The organism is Alteromonas salexigens (genome assembly GCF_025628895.1).
Taxonomy (GTDB): domain Bacteria; phylum Pseudomonadota; class Gammaproteobacteria; order Enterobacterales; family Alteromonadaceae; genus Alteromonas; species Alteromonas salexigens.
Genome location: NZ_JAOTJC010000012.1, coordinates 335,845 through 358,274 on the forward strand (window position 1 = coordinate 335,845; position 22,430 = coordinate 358,274).

20 protein-coding genes are annotated in these 22,430 nt (G+C 49.6%); 9 read left to right on the forward strand and 11 right to left on the reverse strand.

All coding sequences use genetic code 11. From position 1 onward, the window contains the following. Window positions 1-258: 258 nt before the first annotated feature. The 3 genes from dxs to xseB are packed head-to-tail and all read right to left on the reverse strand — an operon-like array spanning window position 259 to window position 3,332. Entirely contained in the window at window positions 259-2,121 is a 1,863-nt protein-coding gene (gene dxs / locus OCL06_RS14340) for a 1-deoxy-D-xylulose-5-phosphate synthase (RefSeq protein WP_262995736.1), read from the reverse strand. Window positions 2,122-2,155: 34 nt separating this feature from the next. After that, window positions 2,156-3,046: a farnesyl diphosphate synthase gene (locus OCL06_RS14345; protein ID WP_262995738.1), complete on the reverse strand. Its 891-nt coding sequence runs from the start codon at window positions 3,044-3,046 to the stop codon at window positions 2,156-2,158. Window positions 3,047-3,089: 43 nt separating this feature from the next. Next, window positions 3,090-3,332 (reverse strand): exodeoxyribonuclease VII small subunit, encoded by a 243-nt coding sequence (xseB, locus tag OCL06_RS14350; protein ID WP_262995740.1) that lies wholly within the window; start codon window positions 3,330-3,332, stop codon window positions 3,090-3,092. Between the two features lie 296 nt (window positions 3,333-3,628). Between xseB and pomA the strand changes: the two genes are divergently transcribed. Beyond that, the gene (gene pomA, locus OCL06_RS14355; RefSeq protein ID WP_262995742.1) at window positions 3,629-4,393 is read left to right on the forward strand and encodes a flagellar motor protein PomA; all 765 of its coding nucleotides are present in this window, start codon (window positions 3,629-3,631) and stop codon (window positions 4,391-4,393) included. 2 nt (window positions 4,394-4,395) lie between these two features. Beyond that, window positions 4,396-5,337, forward strand: a complete 942-nt coding sequence (locus OCL06_RS14360) for a flagellar motor protein MotB (RefSeq protein ID WP_262995744.1) — start codon at window positions 4,396-4,398, stop codon at window positions 5,335-5,337. Window positions 5,338-5,422: 85 nt separating this feature from the next. On the opposite strand, the gene OCL06_RS14365 is transcribed toward OCL06_RS14360, so the two are convergent. The 5 genes from OCL06_RS14365 to OCL06_RS14385 are packed head-to-tail and all read right to left on the reverse strand — an operon-like array spanning window position 5,423 to window position 9,838. Next, window positions 5,423-6,679, reverse strand: a complete 1,257-nt coding sequence (locus OCL06_RS14365; RefSeq protein WP_262995746.1) for an SAM-dependent methyltransferase — start codon at window positions 6,677-6,679, stop codon at window positions 5,423-5,425. 18 nt (window positions 6,680-6,697) lie between these two features. Next, window positions 6,698-7,414, reverse strand: a complete 717-nt coding sequence (locus OCL06_RS14370) for a DUF1365 domain-containing protein (protein ID WP_262995748.1) — start codon at window positions 7,412-7,414, stop codon at window positions 6,698-6,700. Beyond that, window positions 7,411-8,676, reverse strand: coding sequence for an NAD(P)/FAD-dependent oxidoreductase (locus OCL06_RS14375; RefSeq protein ID WP_262995751.1), 1,266 nt, complete (start codon window positions 8,674-8,676; stop codon window positions 7,411-7,413). Before OCL06_RS14375 ends, OCL06_RS14370 begins: the two co-directional genes overlap by 4 nt. Window positions 8,677-8,690: 14 nt before the next feature. Beyond that, a complete protein-coding gene (locus tag OCL06_RS14380; RefSeq protein ID WP_262995754.1) occupies window positions 8,691-9,410 on the reverse strand; it encodes an SDR family NAD(P)-dependent oxidoreductase in 720 nt (239 codons plus the stop codon). Further along, window positions 9,407-9,838, reverse strand: coding sequence for a nuclear transport factor 2 family protein (locus OCL06_RS14385; protein ID WP_262995755.1), 432 nt, complete (start codon window positions 9,836-9,838; stop codon window positions 9,407-9,409). Before OCL06_RS14385 ends, OCL06_RS14380 begins: the two co-directional genes overlap by 4 nt. Window positions 9,839-9,984: 146 nt before the next feature. Between OCL06_RS14385 and OCL06_RS14390 the strand changes: the two genes are divergently transcribed. The 3 genes from OCL06_RS14390 to OCL06_RS14400 all read left to right on the forward strand — a co-directional run bounded on the left by OCL06_RS14390 (window position 9,985) and on the right by OCL06_RS14400 (window position 12,017). Next, window positions 9,985-10,560: an LON peptidase substrate-binding domain-containing protein gene (locus OCL06_RS14390; protein WP_262995756.1), complete on the forward strand. Its 576-nt coding sequence runs from the start codon at window positions 9,985-9,987 to the stop codon at window positions 10,558-10,560. A 169-nt stretch (window positions 10,561-10,729) separates the two neighbouring features. Then, window positions 10,730-11,353: a sigma-70 family RNA polymerase sigma factor gene (locus OCL06_RS14395; RefSeq protein WP_262995757.1), complete on the forward strand. Its 624-nt coding sequence runs from the start codon at window positions 10,730-10,732 to the stop codon at window positions 11,351-11,353. Next, window positions 11,334-12,017, forward strand: coding sequence for a ChrR family anti-sigma-E factor (locus OCL06_RS14400; protein WP_262995758.1), 684 nt, complete (start codon window positions 11,334-11,336; stop codon window positions 12,015-12,017). The genes OCL06_RS14395 and OCL06_RS14400 overlap by 20 nt, the downstream gene beginning before the upstream one ends. 50 nt (window positions 12,018-12,067) lie before the next feature. Here the strand turns inward: OCL06_RS14400 and OCL06_RS14405 are convergent, their stop codons facing one another. Beyond that, entirely contained in the window at window positions 12,068-12,832 is a 765-nt protein-coding gene (locus tag OCL06_RS14405; RefSeq protein ID WP_262995759.1) for an outer membrane protein assembly factor BamD, read from the reverse strand. A 168-nt stretch (window positions 12,833-13,000) separates the two neighbouring features. On the opposite strand from OCL06_RS14405, the gene rluD reads away from it, so the two are divergent. The 3 genes from rluD (at window position 13,001) to clpB (ending at window position 17,367) form a co-directional block, all read left to right on the forward strand. Then, on the forward strand, window positions 13,001-13,984 hold the full coding sequence (rluD, locus tag OCL06_RS14410; protein WP_262995760.1) for a 23S rRNA pseudouridine(1911/1915/1917) synthase RluD: 984 nt from the start codon (window positions 13,001-13,003) through the stop codon (window positions 13,982-13,984). Further along, entirely contained in the window at window positions 13,984-14,703 is a 720-nt protein-coding gene (pgeF, locus tag OCL06_RS14415) for a peptidoglycan editing factor PgeF (RefSeq protein WP_262995762.1), read from the forward strand. The genes rluD and pgeF overlap by 1 nt, the downstream gene beginning before the upstream one ends. Window positions 14,704-14,796: 93 nt before the next feature. Next, window positions 14,797-17,367, forward strand: coding sequence for an ATP-dependent chaperone ClpB (clpB, locus tag OCL06_RS14420; RefSeq protein WP_262995764.1), 2,571 nt, complete (start codon window positions 14,797-14,799; stop codon window positions 17,365-17,367). Window positions 17,368-17,430: 63 nt separating this feature from the next. Here the strand turns inward: clpB and OCL06_RS14425 are convergent, their stop codons facing one another. Then, window positions 17,431-18,141: a hypothetical protein gene (locus OCL06_RS14425; protein WP_262995767.1), complete on the reverse strand. Its 711-nt coding sequence runs from the start codon at window positions 18,139-18,141 to the stop codon at window positions 17,431-17,433. Window positions 18,142-18,266: 125 nt separating this feature from the next. Further along, the gene (locus tag OCL06_RS14430) at window positions 18,267-21,083 is read right to left on the reverse strand and encodes a tetratricopeptide repeat protein (RefSeq protein WP_262995769.1); all 2,817 of its coding nucleotides are present in this window, start codon (window positions 21,081-21,083) and stop codon (window positions 18,267-18,269) included. 242 nt (window positions 21,084-21,325) lie between these two features. Here OCL06_RS14430 and pssA point away from each other — a divergent pair, with 242 nt between their 5' ends. Continuing rightward, window positions 21,326-22,144: a CDP-diacylglycerol--serine O-phosphatidyltransferase gene (gene pssA / locus OCL06_RS14435; protein WP_262995771.1), complete on the forward strand. Its 819-nt coding sequence runs from the start codon at window positions 21,326-21,328 to the stop codon at window positions 22,142-22,144. The last annotated feature ends 286 nt before the right edge of the window (window positions 22,145-22,430 follow it).

The window sequence follows — 22,430 nt, forward strand, 5'->3', positions numbered from 1 at the left end:
ACTACCAACGAAATTAAAATACATCGAAGCATGCGCGGCCTTTCTTATTATTATTCCAATTGAGTTTTTAATGGAGAGTAGAGCGTTTTCACTGGGGAAGCAACTGAGCCCTTTTATGCGGAGGGATGACCAGTAGTATAGAAAAGGCAAGAGCCGGTCGGGCATAAGGGCATTGCTTTGGTGGCCGACATGACAACGGTAGCGGGGGCACATAAGGCCAAACCCGCTATCAACGGCCAATAAACGAGAGGAGTAACACTAGCCTAATACCGCGTTAACTTGCTCAACGATTCCTTTGCTGTCCAGCCGGTGCTCGGCATACATTTCCTGTTGCGTACCTTGCAGAATAAACTCATCCGGCAGGCCAAGAGTGAGTATACGACGCAGCGTCGGTAAGCTTTGTATGTGCTCCATGACAGCACTGCCGGCTCCGCCTGCTACACAGCCATCTTCCAGAGTCACAATCAGCTCATGTGACTCACAGGCACGTTTAACGGCTTCGGTGTCCAGAGGCTTCACAAAGCGCATATCAATCAGTGTGGCATTTAATGACTCTGCTGCCTCTTCAGCAAAGGGTAGCAAGGTACCGAAGTTGAGTATGGCAACCTTTTCTCCGCTGCGGCATTGGCGGGATTCCCCCAATGCGATGGTGTGCATTTGGTTATCCGGGGTAATGCCTTTACCTGCGCCACGAGGATAACGGACGGCAGCGGGTCGGGATGCCAGGTGCCCCGTGTAGAGCATCTGACGGCACTCGTTTTCATCTGACGGGGTCATGATGATCATATTAGGAATACAGCGCAGATACGCTATATCGAAGGCTCCCTGATGGGTCGGCCCATCGGCCCCCACAATACCCGCACGATCTATCGCAAACAGGACCGGCAGATTTTGCAGTGCGACATCATGAATTACCTGATCATACGCCCGCTGTAAGAAAGTGGAGTAAATAGCCACTACCGCATTGAAGCCTTCTTTGGCCAGCCCGGCTGCAAAAGTCACCGCGTGCTGTTCGGCAATAGCGACATCAAAATATTGATCCGGATATTGCTGAGAAAATGCCACCATACCAGAGCCTTCGCGCATGGCAGGGGTGACTGCCATCAGCTTTTTATCCTGCTTGGCCATGTCACACAACCACTGCCCGAATATGGCAGAGAAAGTAGGCGCAGAAGGTTTTGCTTTGGGCAGGGCGTTCTCGGCCGGGTTAAACTTGGGTACCGCGTGGAATTTAATGGGATCTTTTTCAGCGGACGGGTAGCCCTTGCCTTTGCGGGTCACCACGTGCAGTAACTGGGGGCCTTTAAATTTGCGCATGTTGCGCAGTGTATCAACCATCGCGTCCACATCATGGCCGTCGATGGGGCCGATATAATTAAAGCCTAACTCTTCGAAAATGGTGCCCGGTACGACCATGCCTTTCAGGTGCTCTTCGGCGCGGCTGGCAAACTCTTTGATGGGCGGTACATTGCTAAGCAATTTTTTACCACCATCACGAATGGTATTAAAGAAATTGCCGGTTAGCAGGCGAGCAAGGTGGCTATTCAGGGCACCGACGTTTTCGGAAATAGACATTTCGTTGTCGTTGAGCACTACCACCATGTCTTTGTTGATATCACCTGCATGGTTAAGGGCTTCAAACGCCATACCCGCAGTCATTGCACCATCACCGATGACCGCTACTACTTTACGACCGGCGTTTTCGTTCTCGGCGGCGACCGCCATGCCCAGCGCAGCACTGATAGAAGTGGAGGAATGGCCTACGGCAAAGGTGTCGTAATCACTTTCTGGCGGCCATGGGAACGGGTGCAAGCCGTCTTTCTGCCGAATGGTAGACATGCGTCCTGCGCGCCCGGTCAGGATCTTATGCGGATAGGCCTGATGGCCCACGTCCCATAATAACCGGTCGAATGGGGTGTTATACACATAGTGCAGGGCCACGGTCAGCTCAACGGTGCCCAGACCAGAGGCGAAATGGCCGCTACTCTGACTTACACAGTTAAGCAGGTATTCACGCAGCTCATCAGCAAGCTTTTTTAATTGTTCCTGGGACAGGGTTCGCAACGCTTCGGGCGTGGTCGCCTGGGCCAGGGTAGGGTAATGCTTCAGATCTAAAGTCATGCGTTTTATTCTTTATACGTAAACGCGTTAGCGCTCAATGATCACGTTTCACCATCAGCTCGCTGAACGCGGCTAGATGATCCGTATTGTAGGGTAAACTCTCCAGCGCCTGAAGAGCACTTTCATGTAGCGAGGCCAGTTCCCGTTTTGCACTGTCCATGCCCAGTAAGGCAGGGAAGGTATTTTTACCATGGCCTTCGTCAGAGCCCAATGGCTTACCTATCAGCTCGGCATTACCTTCTACGTCCAGAATGTCATCCTGGACTTGAAAGGCCAGTCCCATCAGGCGGGCAAATTCAATCAGCGCCTGGCGACTGTCGTCAGCCAGGTCTTCACAGACCAGGGTTACCATTTCAGCGCACGCGCACAGCAGTGCCCCGGTCTTTAGCTGATGTAACTGCGTCAGTGCCGCTACTGAAATAGACTCTCCGGTGGCGGCCAGGTCGATGGCCTGCCCCCCGCACATACCCAGATAACCGGCAGATTTGGCCAGGACCGAAACCAGCTTCGCCCGCTGCGCGTCACCGAGTTCGCTCATCGGGTAGTCGGCAAGCACGGTGAACGCCAGCGTTTGCAATGCATCCCCGGCCAGAATGGCAGTGGCTTCGTCAAAAGCGATATGGCAGGTAGGCACGCCACGACGTAAATCGTCATCATCCATGGCAGGCAAGTCATCATGCACCAGCGAATAGGCGTGAATGCACTCGATGGCCATGCTGATGGTAAGCAGGTCGCGCCGGGGTACGTCCAGGGTATCACCGATCAGATGAACCAGCAGCGGTCGCATACGTTTGCCGCCCGCCAACAGCGCATGGCGCATAGCGGCTTGCAGACGCGGCGCGTGCGCTGGCAACATACTCATTAACTGGCTAAGAGCATCATCGGTTTGTTGTTTAATCTGCTGATGCAGGGCCAAAAATTCCATAGCGGGACCTGTTAAGCTGACACGGACACAGGATGTGAGGTGGCTAATTGTTGTCGTCTTGTTTAAGCGGTGTCAGTGTTTCCTGACCTTGCTCAGAGAGTAAAATTTTTACTTTCTGTTCGGCTTGTTCAAGCGATTGCTGACTCTGACGAGACAATTTGATACCGCGTTCAAACTTTTCCAGTGCAGTATGCAGCGGCAGATCACCGTTTTCCATTTCATTCACGATAGCTTCCAGCTCTGAAAGGCTTTCTTCGAACGTTGGTGTGGGAGTTTTATCCGTCACAGGCTCACTCGTTTGTGGGTATTAAATAGAATAGGCGCACATTAACCGAGGCCGCGCGACGGGTCAAATGGTTTGTCCAGTACAGGGACGGCGGGGGGCGTGCGTTTCTCAACACAGAGGAGGGTATATCCATTAGACGGATTTCAACAAATTGGTTATAGAATTCTACAGCCATGCCGATAGAATAGCTGGCACTATAATTATAAACGTGTTGTAAGACGCTGAAGAATCAAAGCAAATTAATAGCCTAGCGGCTATTGGCAACACGGGTTGGCGCAATTTATGAGGAACAGTTTGTGGATTTAGCTACCGTCATAGGCATGTTGGGGGCCATCGGCTTCGTTGTTATGGCCATGGTGCTTGGCGGCGACATGGGCATGTTTATCAACGTCCCTTCAATTCTGATCGTATTTGGCGGAACCACCTTTGTGGTGTTGTCGCAGTTCACGCTTGCGCAGTTTTTCGGGGCCGGCAAAATAGCGGCCAAAGCGTTTATGTTCAAAATCGACTCGCCGGAATCTTTGATCGAAAAAGTTGTCGAAATGGCGGATGCCGCGCGTAAAGGTGGCTTTCTGGCATTGGAAGAGGCGGAAATTGAGAGCCCGTTTATGCAGAAAGGCGTCGATATGCTGGTGGATGGCCATGATATTGAAGTTGTGCGGGAGACTCTTGCCAAAGATATCTCCATGACAACTGAGCGCCATGAGTTCGGCGCGACTATATTCAAAGGCATGGGCGATGTAGCACCGGCCATGGGGATGATTGGTACTCTGATTGGTCTGGTGGCCATGCTGTCAAACATGGATGACCCTAAAGCCATTGGCCCGGCCATGGCGGTAGCCTTGTTGACCACCTTGTACGGTGCTTTCTTTGCCAACGTTATCTGTTTGCCGATGGCGTTTAAACTTAACGTACGTGCTCAGGAAGAAAAGCTGAACCAGAAGCTGATCCTGGATGGCATTGTGGGTATTGCAGACGGACAGAATCCCCGGGTTATTGAGGGCATCCTGAAAAACTATCTGGCAGCGAGTAAACGTGCAACCGGTGCCGAGGATGAATAATCATGGCTGAACAAGAAGAGTGTCCCAAATGCCCCCCGGAGGGCCTTCCCGCGTGGATGGGGACATTTGCCGATCTGATGTCGCTGCTAATGTGCTTCTTCGTTCTGCTGCTGGCGTTTTCGGAAATGGATGTACTGAAATTCAAGCAAATCGCCGGCTCCATGAAGTTTGCTTTTGGTGTGCAGAATAAAATCGAAGTAAAGGATATTCCAAAAGGCACCAGCGTGATTGCCATGGAGTTTCGTCCCGGTCGACCGGATCCCACGCCAATTGAGTCTATTCAGCAACAAACCATCGAAATGACGCAGCAGATGCTGGAGTTTCAGGCCGGTGATGAAGATGCGGCCGGCGGGCGTCAGAAACAGCGGGGCACCCAGCGTGGTGGTCAGGCACAGCAAACGGCTACCGATCAATCCTCTGCCGCGGCGAAAAGTGCGGAGCAGTCAGAAACCAGTGAGCTGATGAAGAAAGTGGCGCAGCAGCTGCAGAAACAAATTCTGGATGGCTCTATTGAGATGGAGTCACTGGGTCAGCAGCTCACCATCCGTATCCGGGAAAACGGTTCATTCTCGGCCGGTTCTGCATTTTTGCAACCGCAGTTCAAGCCGGTCATCCGGCAAATTGGCGAGTTACTGGCAGATGTACCTGGCGAAGTGGAAATTTCCGGCCATAGTGACGGCCAGCATATCGCCAATGAACTGTACAGTTCGAACTGGGATCTGTCGTCGCAACGGGCAGTCGCGGTAGCAGAGGAGCTCCGTCGGGCGCAGGGCTTCGATGAAAGTCGGATGTCGGTAACGGGGAAAGCAGATACTGTACCGATGGTAGAAAATGCCAGCACCAGCGATGAGCGGGCGCGCAACCGGCGGGTTGAGATCAACATCAATCAGGGTAAGCCTATGGTCTCCAAGCCTATTTCCGTGATTGAAGGGGACGGTCAGTAACCCCGCTGCGTAGCGCCACGTCCGGCGCTTGTCGGTACAAAGAATAGCAAATAAGAAGCCGCCGTGCGGCTTCATTGCTATATTGCTAGCCGCGGTACAGTAATTCGCGGTGCGCGGGTTTGCTCAGAACCAGCTGCACGGTGGATATCGTCCGCTCTAAGAATCCCCCTTCGCAATACTTCAGGTAGTACGTCCACATTCTTACAAAGCGCTCGTCATAACCGTCAGTCAGCAGCGCTTCTTTTGCGGCGGTGAACGCCACATACCAGTCGTGCAGTGTCTTGGCGTAATCCAAGCCGATATCATGCAAGTCTCTGATCATGAAATCACTGTGATCTTTCATGTGTGCATTCAGCTCGTACTGCGAGGGCAGGAAGCCGCCAGGGAAAATATATTTCTGAATGAAATCGACACTGTTGGCGTAACTCTCAAAGCGGCGATCATCAATGGTTATCGACTGCAGTAACATCAGGCCGTCCGACCTTAGCAGCGACGCACATTTCTGGAAAAAGTTGCCCAGAAACTTTCTGCCAACCGCTTCAATCATCTCAATTGATACCAGTTTCGTGTATTGCCCTGTCAGCGTACGGTAGTCCTGTTTAAGCAGGGTGACTTTATCTTCCAGCGACTCTTTGGCTACCCACTCGCTGGCATAAGCAAACTGCTCTTCCGAGATGGTTGTGGTGGTGACCTTACAGCCATAGTATTTGGCCGCATACACAGCGAGACCGCCCCAGCCGGTACCAATTTCCAGCAAGTGATCGTCCGACGTCAGCATAAGCTTGTCGCAGATTGTTTTCAGCTTATGATGCTGGGCATCGCCAAGGCTGGCGTTGGGATCAGGGTAGATGGCGGAGGAGTACATCATGGTCTGATCCAAGAAGCGGGTGTACAGCTTGTTGCCTAAATCATAATGGGCTTCAATGTTCTTCTTAGCTTGTTGCTTGGTGTTGCGGTTAAGAAAATGCTGCCACTTCATCACTGGCATAGTGAGCCATTTAAACTTGTTTTCCCAGTAGTCCAGGGTAGGCAGGTTGCGGGCAAAGATTCGGATAACCGCCGTAAGGTCATCGGTTTCCCACTGCTTCTCCATGTAGGTTTCCCCGGCAGCGATACTTCCGCCTAAGAGTAGCCGCTTGTAAGCAACCAGTTCCTGAATATCAACCACTGCTCTAAGCTCACTGGAGGCATCGCCAAACTCGCCCACCGTTTCTCCCCGCTCTTTAATGGTGAGCTGGCCCTCTGGCATGTGGGACAAACATTTTAAAAAAGCCGCCCGGCAAGCACGCAGACCCAGTGAGGGCGCCTCGCGGGAAGTGATGATAGTTTCGCCTTGTGACATCTTTCTATCCTGAGTTTCTTATGGGTGGGAGTAAACAGGTGTGCGCTTAAGCCAGAGCTTAAGTGCCTGCCAGTAAATTCCAAACACCGTTTTTATTGTCATACTTGGTATGCGTTTCATTACGTTAGCCAATGTGTCCGAGTTCAGTGGCATACGGTGGAGGTGAAAGCCGGCAGAAAAGTCCTTGTGCTCCTGATGGCAATCCATGACCAGTGAAAACGTTTCGGCGGGTATGCCAATGCGCCATTTATACGTCATGCGTATGGGGTTGAACGGTGATACATGAAACGCTTTTTTAGTGTCATTTTGTTGTTTTAAATCAACCAGGTAGTGGTGTCTCTCATTCCAAGGGGTATTACTTACCTCCGCAAGCATATGGGTATAATGCCCCGCGTTGTCACGTAAAAAATAAAAGTTAACCGGACTAAAATACATTCCGAAAGCGCGCAATTGGCAAAGCATGAAGATGTCACCGGTCAGCGGCGCTCCATGAAGTTCACTCATTCGGGATAACACTGATTTTTCAATGGGTTGGAAAGGATCTCCCAAGTAATCGCTGCGTTTAAAGCGGGCGGGGGCAAACCGGGAGCATGAAAAATTCTTAACATTTCTTTCCAGGTCATCCAGCTCCGACAACTTCAGCCAGAAAAGGTAAATGTGATAATTAAAGGCATGCTGGGTAGGCCGGAAGCGCCGGTGGAACAAATCGCCCTGGTAAATTGCGCTCTCGGTCATAACGAGGCCCCGAAACGCTGACACACATCCAGGGCACTGCGTACACCATCCTCATGGAAACCGTTATACCAATAGGCGCCACAAAAATGCAGATTGTCCTGGCCGCAGATCAGGTTGCGCTGTGACTGCGCACTGACCATGTCATCACTATACTGGGGGTGCGCATAGCGGTAGCGACCGAGCACCTTAGCCGGATCGATAGCGTCAGAATTATTCAGCGTCACGCAAAAGGTGGTATCGCTTTCCAGGCATTGCAGTATGTTCATGTTGTAAGTCACCGTAGCCGGTGCCTCTTCCGCACTGTCGAGATCATTCAGCTGATAATTCCAGCTTGCCCACGCCAGCCGGCGTCGCGGTAGCAGGCTTGTGTCGGTATGCATGACCACGTCATTTTCTGCATAGGGAATATTGCCAAGAATATTGCGGTGATCGTCAGAGGGCGAGGCCAGCATGGCGAGGGCCTGATTGCTGTGACACGCAAAAATAACCTCATCGAACACTTCAACTCCACCGGTAGTGTCTTCTACGCACCATTTATCATGTTGTTTGAATACCTGTTTAACGGGAGTATTCAGGCGAATTGCCTGCTCAAACCCGGCTACAAGGGGAGCGATATACTGGCTGGAACCCCCTTTAAGTGTATACCACTGAGGGCGGTCAGTGATATTCAGTAACCCGTGGTTCATGAAAAACTGCAGAAAAAAAGTCAAAGGAAACTGACGGGTCTGGGCAAGGCTGGCCGACCAGATTGCCGCACACATGGGTAGAATATAGTAATTCGCAAAGTCGTCGCTCAGGTTCAGTTCCCGTATATAGCTGTACAGGGTTTTACCGGATGTATCTGCACCGCTGGCCACCAGTGCTTTACAGGCCTTATTGAACGCCAGGATGTCTTTTACAATCCGCCAGAAGCGTGGGCGTAGGATATTTCGACGCTGCGCAAACAGCGTATTCAGCGTATTGCCGTTGTACTCAAGGTTGGCGCTGGCACTGGTGACCGAAAAGCTCATTTCCGTGGGCTGGCTGGCTATGCCCAGGCGCTCCATCAGCTTAATGAAGTTAGGGTAGGTCCAGTCGTTGTAAACAATAAAGCCTGTATCAATGGCGTATTCTTTGCCTTCTACAGTGACTTGTTTAGTCGCAGTGTGCCCGCCAATGTAATCATTGGTTTCATACACCACCAACTCGTTTTCTTGGTGAAGCAAATAGCCACAGGTTAACCCGGAAATTCCCGTTCCGACGATGGCAATACGTTTTGTCATTATTTTTATTACCTTTACTGCTTGTCTCGCATGGCGAGAGAAAGTTTCCGCTGTATCGGGGTAGGTAAGATATGCAAAAACCGCATGATCCAGCCAAACCTGCGCGGAAAGAATATAGTTTGTTTTTTCTGTTCTATCCCGCGAAGAAATTGTCTGGCCGCTTCCTCTGCGGATATCTTCATCGGCATTTCAAAGTCATTTTTATCAGTGAGCGGCGTTTCCACAAAGCCCGGTGATACCGCCTGCACAATGATACCCTGTTTAGCGAGATCCACTTCCAGGCTCTTAGTAAAGTAGTGTAATGCAGCTTTACTGGCACCGTAGGCTTCCGAACGAGTGAAAGGGAAAAGTCGCGCCATACTGTCCACAATAACCAGTTGTTGTCCGGCGGTAAATTGCGGGCGTAAACCATCCACACAATTCACCACACCGAAAAAATTAGGCTCAAAAACCCGTCGGAACATGTCAGGTTCAAACTTCTCGGCATCTACATACTCGCACGTGCCGGCATTTAGCACGGCAATATCGAATTTCACCTCACGCAGCGTCTCCCGGGTCTGCTCAAGGTCTGACACATCAAATCTGAGACTCTCAATGTTGCTATGCTGGCTCAGGTTATCTAAAGCTTCGTGATTGCGTCCGCAGGCAATCACCTGATAGCCGTTATCAGCTGCATGTTCAGCCAGTGCTTTACCTATACCTGAGGTAGCACCGGTAATTAGTAAGGTTTTCATGAGGCTAGCCTGTTTTTAATTTTGCGGATAATCCAACCCAACACCGGGATATGCTCATAAACGAGGGTGCCCATGTCGTAGTAATCACGGTGAAAGACTATTTTGTCGTTCTGAACCGATAACTGCGTGGTACCGGGCAATACTATCTCATGAGACATACCGGAGAGCTGCAAATACATGGTCCAGTTCACTATGTGGCTAATCTCACCGTTTTCAGTATCACTCGGGATCACCGTGTGGATATCGAAGCGGCATGTTTGGGCACGCTCGAGAAGTTGTGAGAAGTACGCTTTTACATTCGCCAGGCCGCGATGGGTGGTGATTGGGTCAACAAACACTACCTCCTGCGCATACACGTTTTCTAAATCTTTAAGATCGATTCGGGCAAGGTCTGCGTAAAGCTCACAGAAAGCATCAAGAACTGACATAAGACGAAATTATTCTGAATTTCAGATATCTACGATATGGAGTTATGAGGGGATCAAGCATGGGTACATGCGAATGGCTCTCACTTCGATCCAAAACATACAGGCTGGCGTATCTCCCAGCATCCTAACGAGTGTAAATCTGACATATGCAGCAAGAAAATATTCCATTATTTCCGCTATCTGCACACCTGCTCTCAGGTGGTCGTATGTCGCTGCGTATTTTTGAACCCCGTTATACGCGCATGGTGAAAGAAGTGTGTGCGAAGGGCACAGGCTTTGTGCTGTGCATGCTGAACGCACATGGAGACAAAGAAAAGAACGAACATATTCTGCCAATTGGGACCTACGCTGAAGTAATTGATTTCGATATGCTCGAAGATGGTTTGCTTGGCATCAAGGTTGCAGGAAGGTATGGCGTTGAGATAACAGACATCCGCACAGAAGCCGACGGGCTACGTGTTGGTACCTGTAAGACACTTGAACCCTGGTGTTGTGATATCTCATCTGAACAAATCGCCCCTATGGACGAGCGGTTGAAAGAAATTTTTGAAAGATATTCAGACATTGGAGCTTTATACGACAACCCGCAGTTTAACGACCCTCTATGGGTTTTACACCGCTGGCTGGAGTTGCTCCCGGTAGATGCAAAACAGAAGCAGCACTTCCTGCTGCAGAAAGATTGCAAAAAGTTGCTAAACTATTTAGCAGCGCTGGTGGAATAGGTAAGCTTTACATTTCAGTCGAAATATTTACTTACGTCCAGCCAAACACCTACTGCAATGCTGAGAAGGCAACGCTTTCATTACAGTAATGTAATGGTCTGAAATCAATCAATTTTAACTGCTTGCGCGTAGAATACCCGAAACCAATTTGGAAAAACGGACGAGACATATGTTAGTTGGAATTCCTTTGGAACAAAGCAACAGCGCAATTAAGCCTAAAGAGTGTGCCACCGAGATGTCAGAGTACATTGTGACGGTAGCAGAAAAACGGTGCAAAAAGTCGTTCGCCAGAGTGTTTGGTTATTTTGCCCCACGCCTGCGCTCTTACGCGCTGAAGCAAATGGGAAACGAAGCGTTGGCTATGGAGCTGGTCCAAGACACCATGTCTAACGTATGGCAGAAAGCGCATCTCTTCAATGCAGAAAAAGGTTCACCCTCTACGTGGATCTTTACAATTGCGCGCAACATCCGGTTTGATATGCTACGCAAATTGCAAAACCGTAAAGAAGATGTGTGTTCAGATGATTTATGGCCAGTGCTCTGCGAGCAAACGCCCGACGCGAATGAAACGTCGCTGGACGAGCAGATAACGCTGGAGCAAATCGGGTTTTTATTTGAAGCGTTGCCAGTCAAGCAAAAAGCAGTGATTGAAGCCATTTATATTGATGGAAAATCGCAGCAAGAGGTTGCCGATGAACTCAGTATTCCGCTCGGAACTGTTAAGTCGCGTACCCGACTGGCTTTGCAGCGTCTGAAGGGTATGTTAAACAGTCATGATCAAGTTTCATCCTAGCCTTGAGCAGTTAAGTGAGTTTGCTGAAGGTTCGCTGTCATCCGTAGAAGCTATAATGGTATCCGCTCACTGCGATATGTGTGAGCGATGCCAGCAGGTGGTTGCCAGCGAAACAGAGCGTCTTGCTGAAGACGTTCTGGATAGCTTTGACGCCCGTCAAAGCTCCGAATTCGAGAGAATGTTAAGTAGCATTACCCAGCTACCGCCCTCAGATAAGTCTGATAGACCGTCCAGAACAACGGGGTCGTGCGAAAAATTCACCATCGAACTGGATGGTAGACAATTTGTGTTACCCAGAACCTTACGCAGGTTTGTTGATAAAACAGGGAACTGGTCAAGTCTGGTCGGTCGCCTGTGGCAGGCCCCGGTGGATCTGGGATTCCCGGGTGTGGCGAATTTTATTTACATGGAGCGGGGAGGTAGCGTGCCAGAACACACTCACCGCGGAACAGAATATACGCTGGTGCTTGATGGCGAATTCCGAGATGGTATTAATGCCTACGATACCGGGGATTTTATATATATGGACGGCGATCACACCCATGCGCCCAAATCGGAAGCCACGAAAGGATGTCTTGTGTTTAGTGTTGTCGACCAACCGTTGCACTTCACATCCGGGCTGGCGAGGTTGCTTAATCCGTTCAGTCATATGTTTTTCAGGTAATGCCACCTGAATCAAAAAACGCACCGTTTGGTGCGTTTTTTTGTATCTGCTTAGCTAATGAATTCGCTGTCAGGATAATTGAGTTTCAGCGTTTTCATGGCATTTTCTTTAAGGTCATCTAACCCCAGCTCGTCGTAGCTGGAGACCATAATTTCCAGCGCCTGCTGCACCTGGTTAGAGTCAGGGAAATGCTCAATAACATAGCGGCCGCGGTTAGCGGCAGCCACATAGGCCTCCCGGCGCATGTAGAAACGAGCTATGGCTATTTCGTAGCGCGCCAGTCGCTCTTTAATATGCAGCATGCGTTTGCGTGCATCGGCGGCATATTTACTGTTCGGATACTGCTGAATAAGACGGCGGAAGTCGTCAAACGCCTGTCTGGACTTTGCAGGATCGCGATCGGCGCGATCGATATTCATCAGTTCCTGAAACAGGTTACTGTCTGACTCCATGTTCGTGAGTCCGCGCATGTAGAATGCATAATCTACGTCAGAGTGATTAGGATTCAGACGAATGAAGCGATCAATCGTTGCCAGCGCCTCATCTGGTTTGCCCGACTTATAGTAGCTGTAAATCAAATCAAGCTGCACCTGATGTGACAGCGGACCAAACGGGTAACGTGAGTCCAGTGCACTGAGCGTGGCTGCGGCGTTACTGAAGTTGCCCGCTTCCATACTGCGTTTGGCTTTCTCGTACATCTGCTGTGCGCCCATGTTGGCCAGCACGGCTTGTTCTTCAGTATCAGATGAACTGCATCCGGCTAAAGAGAGCATAGCACCGGCTAAAAGGGGTGCTACTTTTCGAAATGATTTCATATATAAACGTTTTCCTGCTAAACAGTCTGTTAAACATCGCTGCCTGCGTTAATTGCGAGCCATTCTAGCGCACTCAAACGCCGAATGCCCACACAAAATCCTGAAAGTATCCGACTCACCGGATGAAAGCTTGTTATAATATCTCTTTTACTCAGAAATTAAGGTGTTATGACAGAGTCAGTAAACACAGTAAATCTGGAAGGCACAACCGAGCAAGCGCATTTCGGTTATCGCTTAGATCAGGTTTTGGCAGATTTGTTCCCGGAATATTCACGCTCTAAGTTAAAAAGCTGGATTGTTGACGGCAACGTGCGTCTCAACGGGGAAGTGGTCACTGCGCCGCGGCATAAAATCCTTGGTGATGAGCATGTAACTGTGCAGGCACAAATGGAAGTGCAGATCACCAGTCAACCCCAGCAAATTGATTTAGATATCGTCTACGAAGACGACGATATTCTGATTATTAACAAGCCAGCGAACCTGGTGGTGCATCCGGGAGCGGGAAATAAAGACGGTACTGTGCTGAATGCACTGCTGGCCCACGTGCCGAATATCGATACTGTGCCTCGTGCGGGTATCGTCCACCGGCTGGATAAAGACACCACCGGATTAATGGTAGTGGCAAAAACAGTACCGGCGCAAACCCACTTGGTGGATCAGTTACAGCGCCGGGTAATGAGCCGCGAATACGAAGCTCTGGCCATTGGCACTATGGTGGCGGGTGGTGTAGTAGAAGCGCCGATTGGCCGTCATGCGACCAAGCGTACTCACATGGCGGTGCGAGAGTTTGGCAAGCCGGCGGTAACCCACTATCGGGTTATCGAAAAGTTTCGCGCCCATACCCATTTGCGTCTGAAACTTGAAACAGGCCGAACCCACCAGATTCGGGTGCATATGGCGCACATTAAGCACCCATTGGTAGGCGATCCCGGCTATGGCGGCCGTGCCCGTTTGCCCAAAGGCGCCAGCCCGGAACTGGTAGACCATCTGCGTGGCTTCAATCGCCAGGCGTTGCATGCGGCACAGTTGTCGTTGAATCATCCGACAACCGGCGAGTGGATGACGTGGCAGGCACCGCTACCAGAAGACATGGTTGCGCTTATTGACGCCGTCAGAGAAGACACACTGGCCAATCCGGATGCTGCACTTTAGTGATAAACCTGATCACCCCTGACTGGCCTGCGCCCCAGTCGGTAGTTGCCTATACGACTACCCGCGCGGGTGGTGCCAGCTCATCACCCTACACCAGCCTGAACGTAGGCCTGCATGTAGGGGATAACCCCGCGCGGGTGACACACAATCGCAGCCTGTTACCTCACCATGAGAAAATAGGCTGGCTTAACCAGGTGCATGGTAGCCGGGTGGTCACACTGCCTGCTACTGACATAGAAGCGGATGCGGCTATCAGCCGAAGCCGGGATGCCTTTTGTGCCGTTATGACGGCGGACTGTGTGCCGGTGCTGCTGACTAACCGGCAGGGTAATGAAGTCGCAGCTGTACATGCGGGCTGGCAGGGACTGGAAAAGCAAGTTATTGCCGCTACAGTAGCCGCAATGCGGTCGTCAAGTGACAGCCTGCTTGCCTGGATTGGCCCGGCGATCAGCGTACGCCACTATGAAGTGCCCAGTTCGCTGGCGGCAAAGTTTTCAACCTATACCAATGTCACGCAACCAGCCACATCGGCGGACAAGGTCATGCTCGACCTACCTCAAATTGCCTTGCAACAGTTACAGGCACTGGGGATAGCTCAGATTTCTCAGTCCCCACAGTGTACCTATGCCGACAGCAAGTTATTTTTCTCTCACCGCCGCAGCCAGCACGAGGGGGCAACCAGCACGGGGAGAATGGTGAGTGTAATAGGTTTTCGCTAACTCGACTTTCGTCGAATTTTTCATCGCTTTACTTGAATCAATTTCGCGCAGTACCCATAACTACAGCAAGGTTATGCAGAGGGACATCAATCCATGCGTTTAGACAGATTTACCAGTAAATTCCAAATAGCGATTTCCGATGCGCAGTCGTTGGCGCTGGGTCGTGATCATCAATACATTGAACCCGTTCACCTAATGACGTCGTTGCTGAATCAACAAGGCGGTTCGGTGCGCCCGCTGTTGGATCAGGCTAATGTCAATGTGAATGCGTTACGCAGTGCACTGAGCCAGGCCATCGAGCGGCTGCCCCGTGTGGAAGGGGTGGGCGGCGACGTCCAGCTTAGTAAGGAAAGTGGCATTTTGCTGAATTTGTGTGACAAGATTACACAGCAGCGAAAAGACGAATACATTACGTCAGAGATCTTTGTGCTGGCGGCGCTTCAGGATAAGGGGCGCCTGGGCAGCATACTCAAAGAGCTGAATATTACTAAAGAAAAAATTGAGAACGCCATCGATACCATGCGTGGTGGACAAAAAGTAACGGATCCCAATGCCGAGGATGTCAGACAGGCGTTGGAGAAATTCACCACCGATCTCACTGAGCGGGCAGAGCAGGGTAAGCTGGACCCGGTGATTGGCCGTGACGATGAAATACGCCGGACAGTACAGGTACTGCAACGTCGCACCAAGAACAACCCGGTACTCATCGGTGAGCCCGGCGTGGGTAAAACCGCCATTGTCGAGGGGCTGGCCCAGCGTATTATCAATGGCGAAGTGCCTGAAGGGCTGAAAGACAAGCGGGTATTGTCACTGGATATGGGCGCGCTGGTTGCCGGGGCTAAATACCGCGGTGAGTTTGAAGAGCGCCTGAAAGCGGTGCTTACCGAACTGTCCAAAGAAGAAGGCCGGGTAATTCTGTTTATCGACGAATTACACACCATGGTAGGCGCCGGTAAAGGTGAGGGAGCCATGGATGCCGGTAACATGCTTAAACCCGCGCTGGCCCGTGGCGAGCTGCACTGTGTGGGCGCGACCACCCTGGACGAATACCGCAAGTTCATCGAAAAAGATGCCGCGCTGGAGCGTCGCTTCCAGAAAGTGCTGGTGGATGAGCCCAGTGTGGAAGATACCATCGCCATATTGCGTGGACTGAAAGAACGATACGAGTTGCATCACTCGGTGGATATTACCGATCCGGCCATCGTGGCTGCGGCGAGCTTGTCGCATCGCTATATTAGCGACCGACAACTGCCAGACAAAGCCATTGATTTGATAGACGAGGCGGCGTCCAGTATTCGATTGCAAATAGACTCGAAGCCAGAGGATATGGACCGGTTGGAGCGGCGCATTATCCAGCTCAAGCTGGAAGAACAGGCGTTGGCTAAAGAAACCGATGAGGCCAGCCATAAACGGCTGGAAACTATCGAGGTTGAGCGCGAACAGCTGGAAATGAAATACGCCGACTTAGAAACCATCTGGCGTGAAGAAAAAGATGCCATGCAGGGCACGCAGTCAATCAAATCCGAGCTGGAACAGGCCAAACTGGATTTAGAAATTGCCCGGCGGGCATCAGATCTTAACCGCATGTCTGAGTTACAGTATGGTCGCATTCCGGAGCTCGAAGCCAAACTTGAGCGCGTGGCGGAAAATGAGACCCGGGAAACCAAACTGGTCAAGAACAAGGTCTCTGACGCCGAGATAGCCGACGTGCTCTCCCGGTGGACCGGGATCCCTGTGTCAAAAATGCTGGAAGGCGAGCGTGATAAGCTGCTGCGTATGGAAGACGTGTTACATAAGCGTGTGGTAGGCCAGCAAGAAGCGGTTACCGCGGTGTCTAACGCCATCCGTCGCTCACGGGCCGGGCTTGCCGATCCCAACCGGCCAATTGGCTCATTTCTGTTCCTTGGCCCGACCGGGGTAGGTAAGACCGAGCTGTGCAAAACGCTGGCAGGCTTCATGTTCGATACAGAAGAAGCCATGGTGCGTATCGACATGTCGGAATTTATGGAAAAGCATTCGGTTGCCCGCCTGGTGGGTGCGCCTCCTGGTTACGTGGGGTATGAAGAGGGAGGCTACCTGACAGAAGCGGTACGCCGCAAACCTTACTCGGTTATCCTGCTTGATGAGGTGGAAAAAGCCCACCCTGATGTGTTTAATATTCTGTTGCAGGTACTGGATGATGGCCGTCTGACTGACGGACAGGGACGAACGGTAGACTTTAAAAATACCGTGGTCATTATGACCTCAAACCTGGGCTCAGATGTTATTCAGGACAAGCATCAGGAGAGCCAGTACGAGGAAATGAAGTCGCTGGTGATGGGCGTGGTTGGTCAGCACTTCAGACCGGAGTTTATCAACCGGGTAGACGACATTGTGGTGTTCCATCCGCTTGGTAAAGAGCAAATAAAAGCCATTGCGAAAATACAGCTGGCTTCACTGCGTGCACGATTAGCTGAGAAAGGCTTTAAACTTGAGCTATCAGGTGCTGCTATGGATAAGTTGGCCGAGGCAGGATTCGACCCGGTATTTGGTGCCCGTCCACTGAAGCGGGCTATTCAGGTACAAATAGAGAACCCGCTTGCGAACAAGCTGTTATCCGGTGACATAGTGCCAGATGCTACTATACGGATAGACCTGGAGGGTGATCAGCTTACGGTGGTGTAGTCTCTGGTCTGGAAAACCAAAAAAGCTGCCCTTGGGCAGCTTTTTTATATATTGATAAAATGTTTATTTCTGCAACTTTCTGCGTAGTAGTATCGCACCGCATCCCAGTAACAGCACGCCTAATCCTGCTGGGGCGCTCACTGATGTAGGCGGGCGAGGTGTGGATGCGACTTTCGCTCCCCACACAGAGAGATGGGACAGGCCGTTTTTACTCACCATAGTTAGTGTGCCTGCGAGGCTCTGAATGCCTTCAAGTACTTCTATTTGGTACAAAGAGTAATAATTAGATGCTTTGGCAATTAATACAAACTGGTTATAAAGTAAATCGGTCGTTGGTTGGGTAAATGACATGGTCATTTCCAGTGCCACGGCATCGGAGTTACATGAGATCGGATCCCCCTCGTTATTCAGGCAATCATCGAAGGCTATTGAAAAGAGGCTGCTTGCTGCTCCATCCAAGGTACCATTCGGATTATACTTTGTGAGGTAATCCCAACTCTCTGAAGAAGTGGTAGGAGAAGTATTGGTAAGAATACCATCCGTATCCCATATTTCTTCACCCGCAAGCCATCCTGGAGAAATAAAGTCATTATCAGGGTGGGCACCTGAGCAACCAAGCACCGTGACACTACTTGTGGGGGTAGACGTTAACACCAAGTCGCTGGTGGAGCATTCTTCCAGCGGTTCTTCCTGCTGTTTAGTAGACTTGGCGTGGACAATCCCTTGATAAAATGACGCAATAATTAAAATTGCGGAAACAGTGATCTTTTTCATGATAAAAGCACCTTTTTTATAGTACTGTTGCTAAGCATAATTTGGGCCAATTATTTTTATTAATTTAATCATAGGGTTATTCGTGTGGTGTAACCGCTCTGTAAAAAAAGCTGACAGATTGTTTGTCATGATTCTTTCATCTCGCTGAGCAATTGCTGCACCTCTTGTACTCTGCCTTCATTATTATCTCCGTATGAAGTCAGGGCTTGTTTAAGAAAGCGGCGGGCTTCAGCTGGTCTGGCTAGCTTTCCTAGCACTACGCCCAGTCTGAATAACGTGTCGCTGTCTGCCGATTCGATGGCATGTGCTTGTCGCAAGTAATACAGAGCCTGATCATAATTATTGTTTTTTGCGTGGGCCCAGCCATAGGTAGATAAAACAAGCGCTGAGCGAGGGGCAAGCGAATAAGCTTCCTGGGCCAGCTGCATCCCTTTCTCTTTCTCGTCGTCTATGACGATCAGAGCGAGAAGTGTCATTGCATTGTGTTTGTATCTGGTATGGTTTTGTTTGATATATGCTTCCAGGAGAGGCTTAGCCACCTCCCAGCGATCTTGGTAAAAATGATGTTGGGCAAGTACGTAAGTGAGGCTTAGGTGCTCGATCGAATTCTTCGAAATTACCTCTTCAAGTAAGGCTACAAAATCTTCGCTCTCAGCGTCTGTGGTTATTGTGTTATTCATGCTCAAAGCATACACCAACGCCCCCTCAGAACGGATAAAACCTTGTCTGAAATGGCTATAAGCGACGCTAGGTTTATTTTGCGCTTGTGCTATTTTCCCGGCGATAAAATAAGCGGGGGCGGTGGCTGAAGATTCGTCACTGAGGACTAAGTCTACCGTTTCCCTGGCTGCTTCCGGCTTATTTATTTCAAGTAACAACGTGGCTTTTTCTAATAGAATCCTGGTAGATAGCGTTTCTCTGGCCGCGAGGAGTTCTATTATTCTCAAGGCGCCTTCATAGTCTTGAATTTGTTTCCTGAAACTGATGAGTTGAAGGGTGTTTTCAGCCGTAGCAGGCAACAGCTGTTCAAGCCTGGCTATTTCAAGTTTAGCTAACTTTACCCTCTCTAACTTTATAAGAAGGTTAATTTTTCCTTCAATGTACTTAGGGTTAGTTATTTGATTGCGTCGTAAGTTCTCTATTTCTGCGAGAGCATCTTCAAACGCGCCCATATTTGAATAAACCATTACTAACGTTTCGTTCACCGTTTTTGAGGCACCGTGTGTTTTTCTGTATTGCGTCAATAACTCAACGGCTTCACTGTTCTCGCCCAGAAAACTTGACAGCCGGGCTTTGAGAACAGTTATATCCAAATCGATAGTGTTTGTTGTATCTATTGCTTCCAGCAGTAATTTTGCTTCTGCGTATTTCTGCTGGTTAATCAGTATCTTGGCTTTAACGTAATTAACAAAATACTCACTGTTCACCACAGTTTCGAGCTTGGCTGCAACATTTTCTGCTGCCGTCCACCGCTTTTCAGCAATGAGAATTTCTGCTTTTAATCGAAGAAAGTCTGGGTTAGACGGGTTACTGACCAATAACAGCTCTGCAAAATCGAGTGCCTTGTCATTATTTCCTGCCATGTAGTGTAATCGGGTCAGGTGCACCAGAACTTGCGTGGAGTAGGGTGGCTTGTACTGTTCTTTAAGAAGCTTTATAGCTGCCGCGTAATTTCCGCGGGCCTGATGCAAACTGACGTGTGAAAATAAGACCAGATCGTGGTGTTTAATCGATTCATCCACATTTTCAAGCAAGGTTTCACAAAATACGAATCTTTCTTCTTCGATATAACGTCTGCACGCCAGTGACACCAATTCGGAGCTGCTTCTGGTAATTTTAGGAAAGCGCTCGAGCGTCTCCGCGAAACGCCTGTTATCGTCAATCTGTTTATAGGATTGTGCGAGCAGAAGCAGGGTGTTTTTGTCAGGCGGAGCTACATTTAAGTATCTTTCAAATTCCTGGGCACTTGCTTCGTAAAGCTTTGCGAAAAAATAGGTGGTCCCCTTAGTAAGGTGTATAAATCCACTATCCTTATCAGAGAAGTCATCCATTAATGTCAATGTATTTGAAAGCTCTTCTATCATCTCATCAGCAACTTCCGAGTCACCCTTTTCTCTAAGCAATCCTGACTTTAGTAGCAATATGGTGGGATCATTAGGCGCCTGTTGAAGTACCAGATCTATCACTTCCTCGGCTTTATCCAACTTCCCAAGCTTTAAATAGGTAAAAGCAAGAGAGCGTTGGATAATTGGGTCTGATTTACTTTTCTCTGACGCAAGTTCATACCATTTTAACGCTTCATCTTCTCTGCCTTGCTTACTGGCCAATACACCTCTCAACTGAAGGGTTCTGGCATCATTACTATCTACTGCCAGTGCTTGATCTATTAGGGCAGCAGCCTCAGGTACACGGTCACCCCTGAGTAAAAAAGACGCGTAGCTGTTAAGCAGTCTTGCTTCCTGTTTGAAAGATAGCGCTTTTCTGAATGCAGCTTCGGCCTCTCTTTTAAGCTCAAGACTGTCATAAGCATTAGCCTTAAAAAGGTAAGCTATGGCCTGTGTATCGCTATTGAGCGTGTCGCTATCAAAATCTAAAACGGCCTGGTAATCCCCGGACAATATATACAGTTGTAACAGGTCTGGTGCGACAATGTTCCGATCGGCCCCCATCTCCAGAGCTTCCTCAAATTCCAGAAGACTATCTGGCAGTAAGCCTTTGAGCATGAGGACCTTTCCCATTAGTAACTTGGACGGGAGATGATCAGGTTCAGTATTTAAAGACGCTTTCAAATGAACATAAGCTGCGTCATAAGCCTTGCTATTATATTTCTGCAAGGCTTCTTCAAACGCTTCTGGCTCTTGCCCACTAGCAGTAAGCGGGCAAAGCATAGCTATGCATAACGCAGACAATGCTATGTTTTTGGAAAAATAACGTACCTTCATTAATGAACCTGGTGATTAAAAAGTTTGCACAAATGCGCTCAGTAGTGAACTTTAAGCTGAGCAGGCAGTAAGAGACAATTATTCTTAAGGATAGCACTAAGCAAAATAGAAAATGCTAGAATTTGCATATGAGAATCTATACCGAGTTATAGCCGGTTTGTCGGCGCAAGTGGGTGTGCGTAGACGAAGAACTGTGAAATAATCTGTATTGTATTAAATAATTAGCTAATAAATGAGGCTCTATGTCAGAGAATAAACGTAAGGGGATATATCTACTTCCCAACCTGCTGACAACGGCCGGGCTGTTTTCCGGTTTCTTTGCAGTTGTATCATCGATGAACGGAAGGTTTGAAGCTGCGGCGGTGGCCATATTTGTGGCTATGATTTTTGACGGTCTCGACGGTCGGGTAGCCCGGATGACCAACACCCAAAGTGATTTCGGTGCCGAGTTCGACTCAATGGCTGATATGGTCTCTTTTGGTGTAGCGCCTGCATTGGTCGCTTATAACTGGGGGCTGAGTGATCTTGGCAAGCTGGGTTGGCTGGCAGCCTTTATATATGTAGCCGGTGCTGCGTTGCGGTTAGCCCGCTTCAATACCCAGGTCGGTATTGCCGACAAACGCTTTTTCCAGGGGTTAGCGAGCCCCGCGTCTGCCGCACTGGTATCAGGACTGGTATGGGTAGGTGTTGAATACGGCGTTAATGGTAACGACTATGGATTAGTGGTCGCGCTTATCACCGGTGCCGCCGGCTTATTAATGGTAAGCAACTTTAAATATAACTCTTTTAAAGAAGTAAACTGGCACGGCAAGGTTCCGTTCGTGGCGTTACTGCTTATATTGCTGGTTTTTGTCGTGGTAGCTACCGAGCCGGCATTGGTATTGTTTATCGTGTTTGCGCTGTATGCGCTGGCGGGACCCATCAACACATTCCGTACGGTAGATAAAATGACGCTGGACGATGTAGTAGGCGATCATGAAGAAGACGCTGACTTTATCGACAACAAGGCTGAACCAACGAAACCGGCGGACGCTGAAACTGAGGAAAAGAGCCGTAACTAAGCAAATGTGAGTGTTTAAACTTCATTTAGTGTAAAAAGCGACCTGTCAGGTCGCTTTTTTTATGTTTATTGATATTCTTTATTGACGGCGAAAAAAATCTACGTAAAATGCGCCTCCACTTCGACGGGAAAGCAACAACGCCAACCGAACAAGTGAGCCACTACTAACCGCAAGGCTTAATAGTGGCGAGGGTTTAAAAGAAACGCTTTGAGAAATAACTTTCAAAAAAGTGTTGACAACAAACCCGGGTAGCGTAGAATGCGCCACCTCGCTTCAGCAAGCTGCA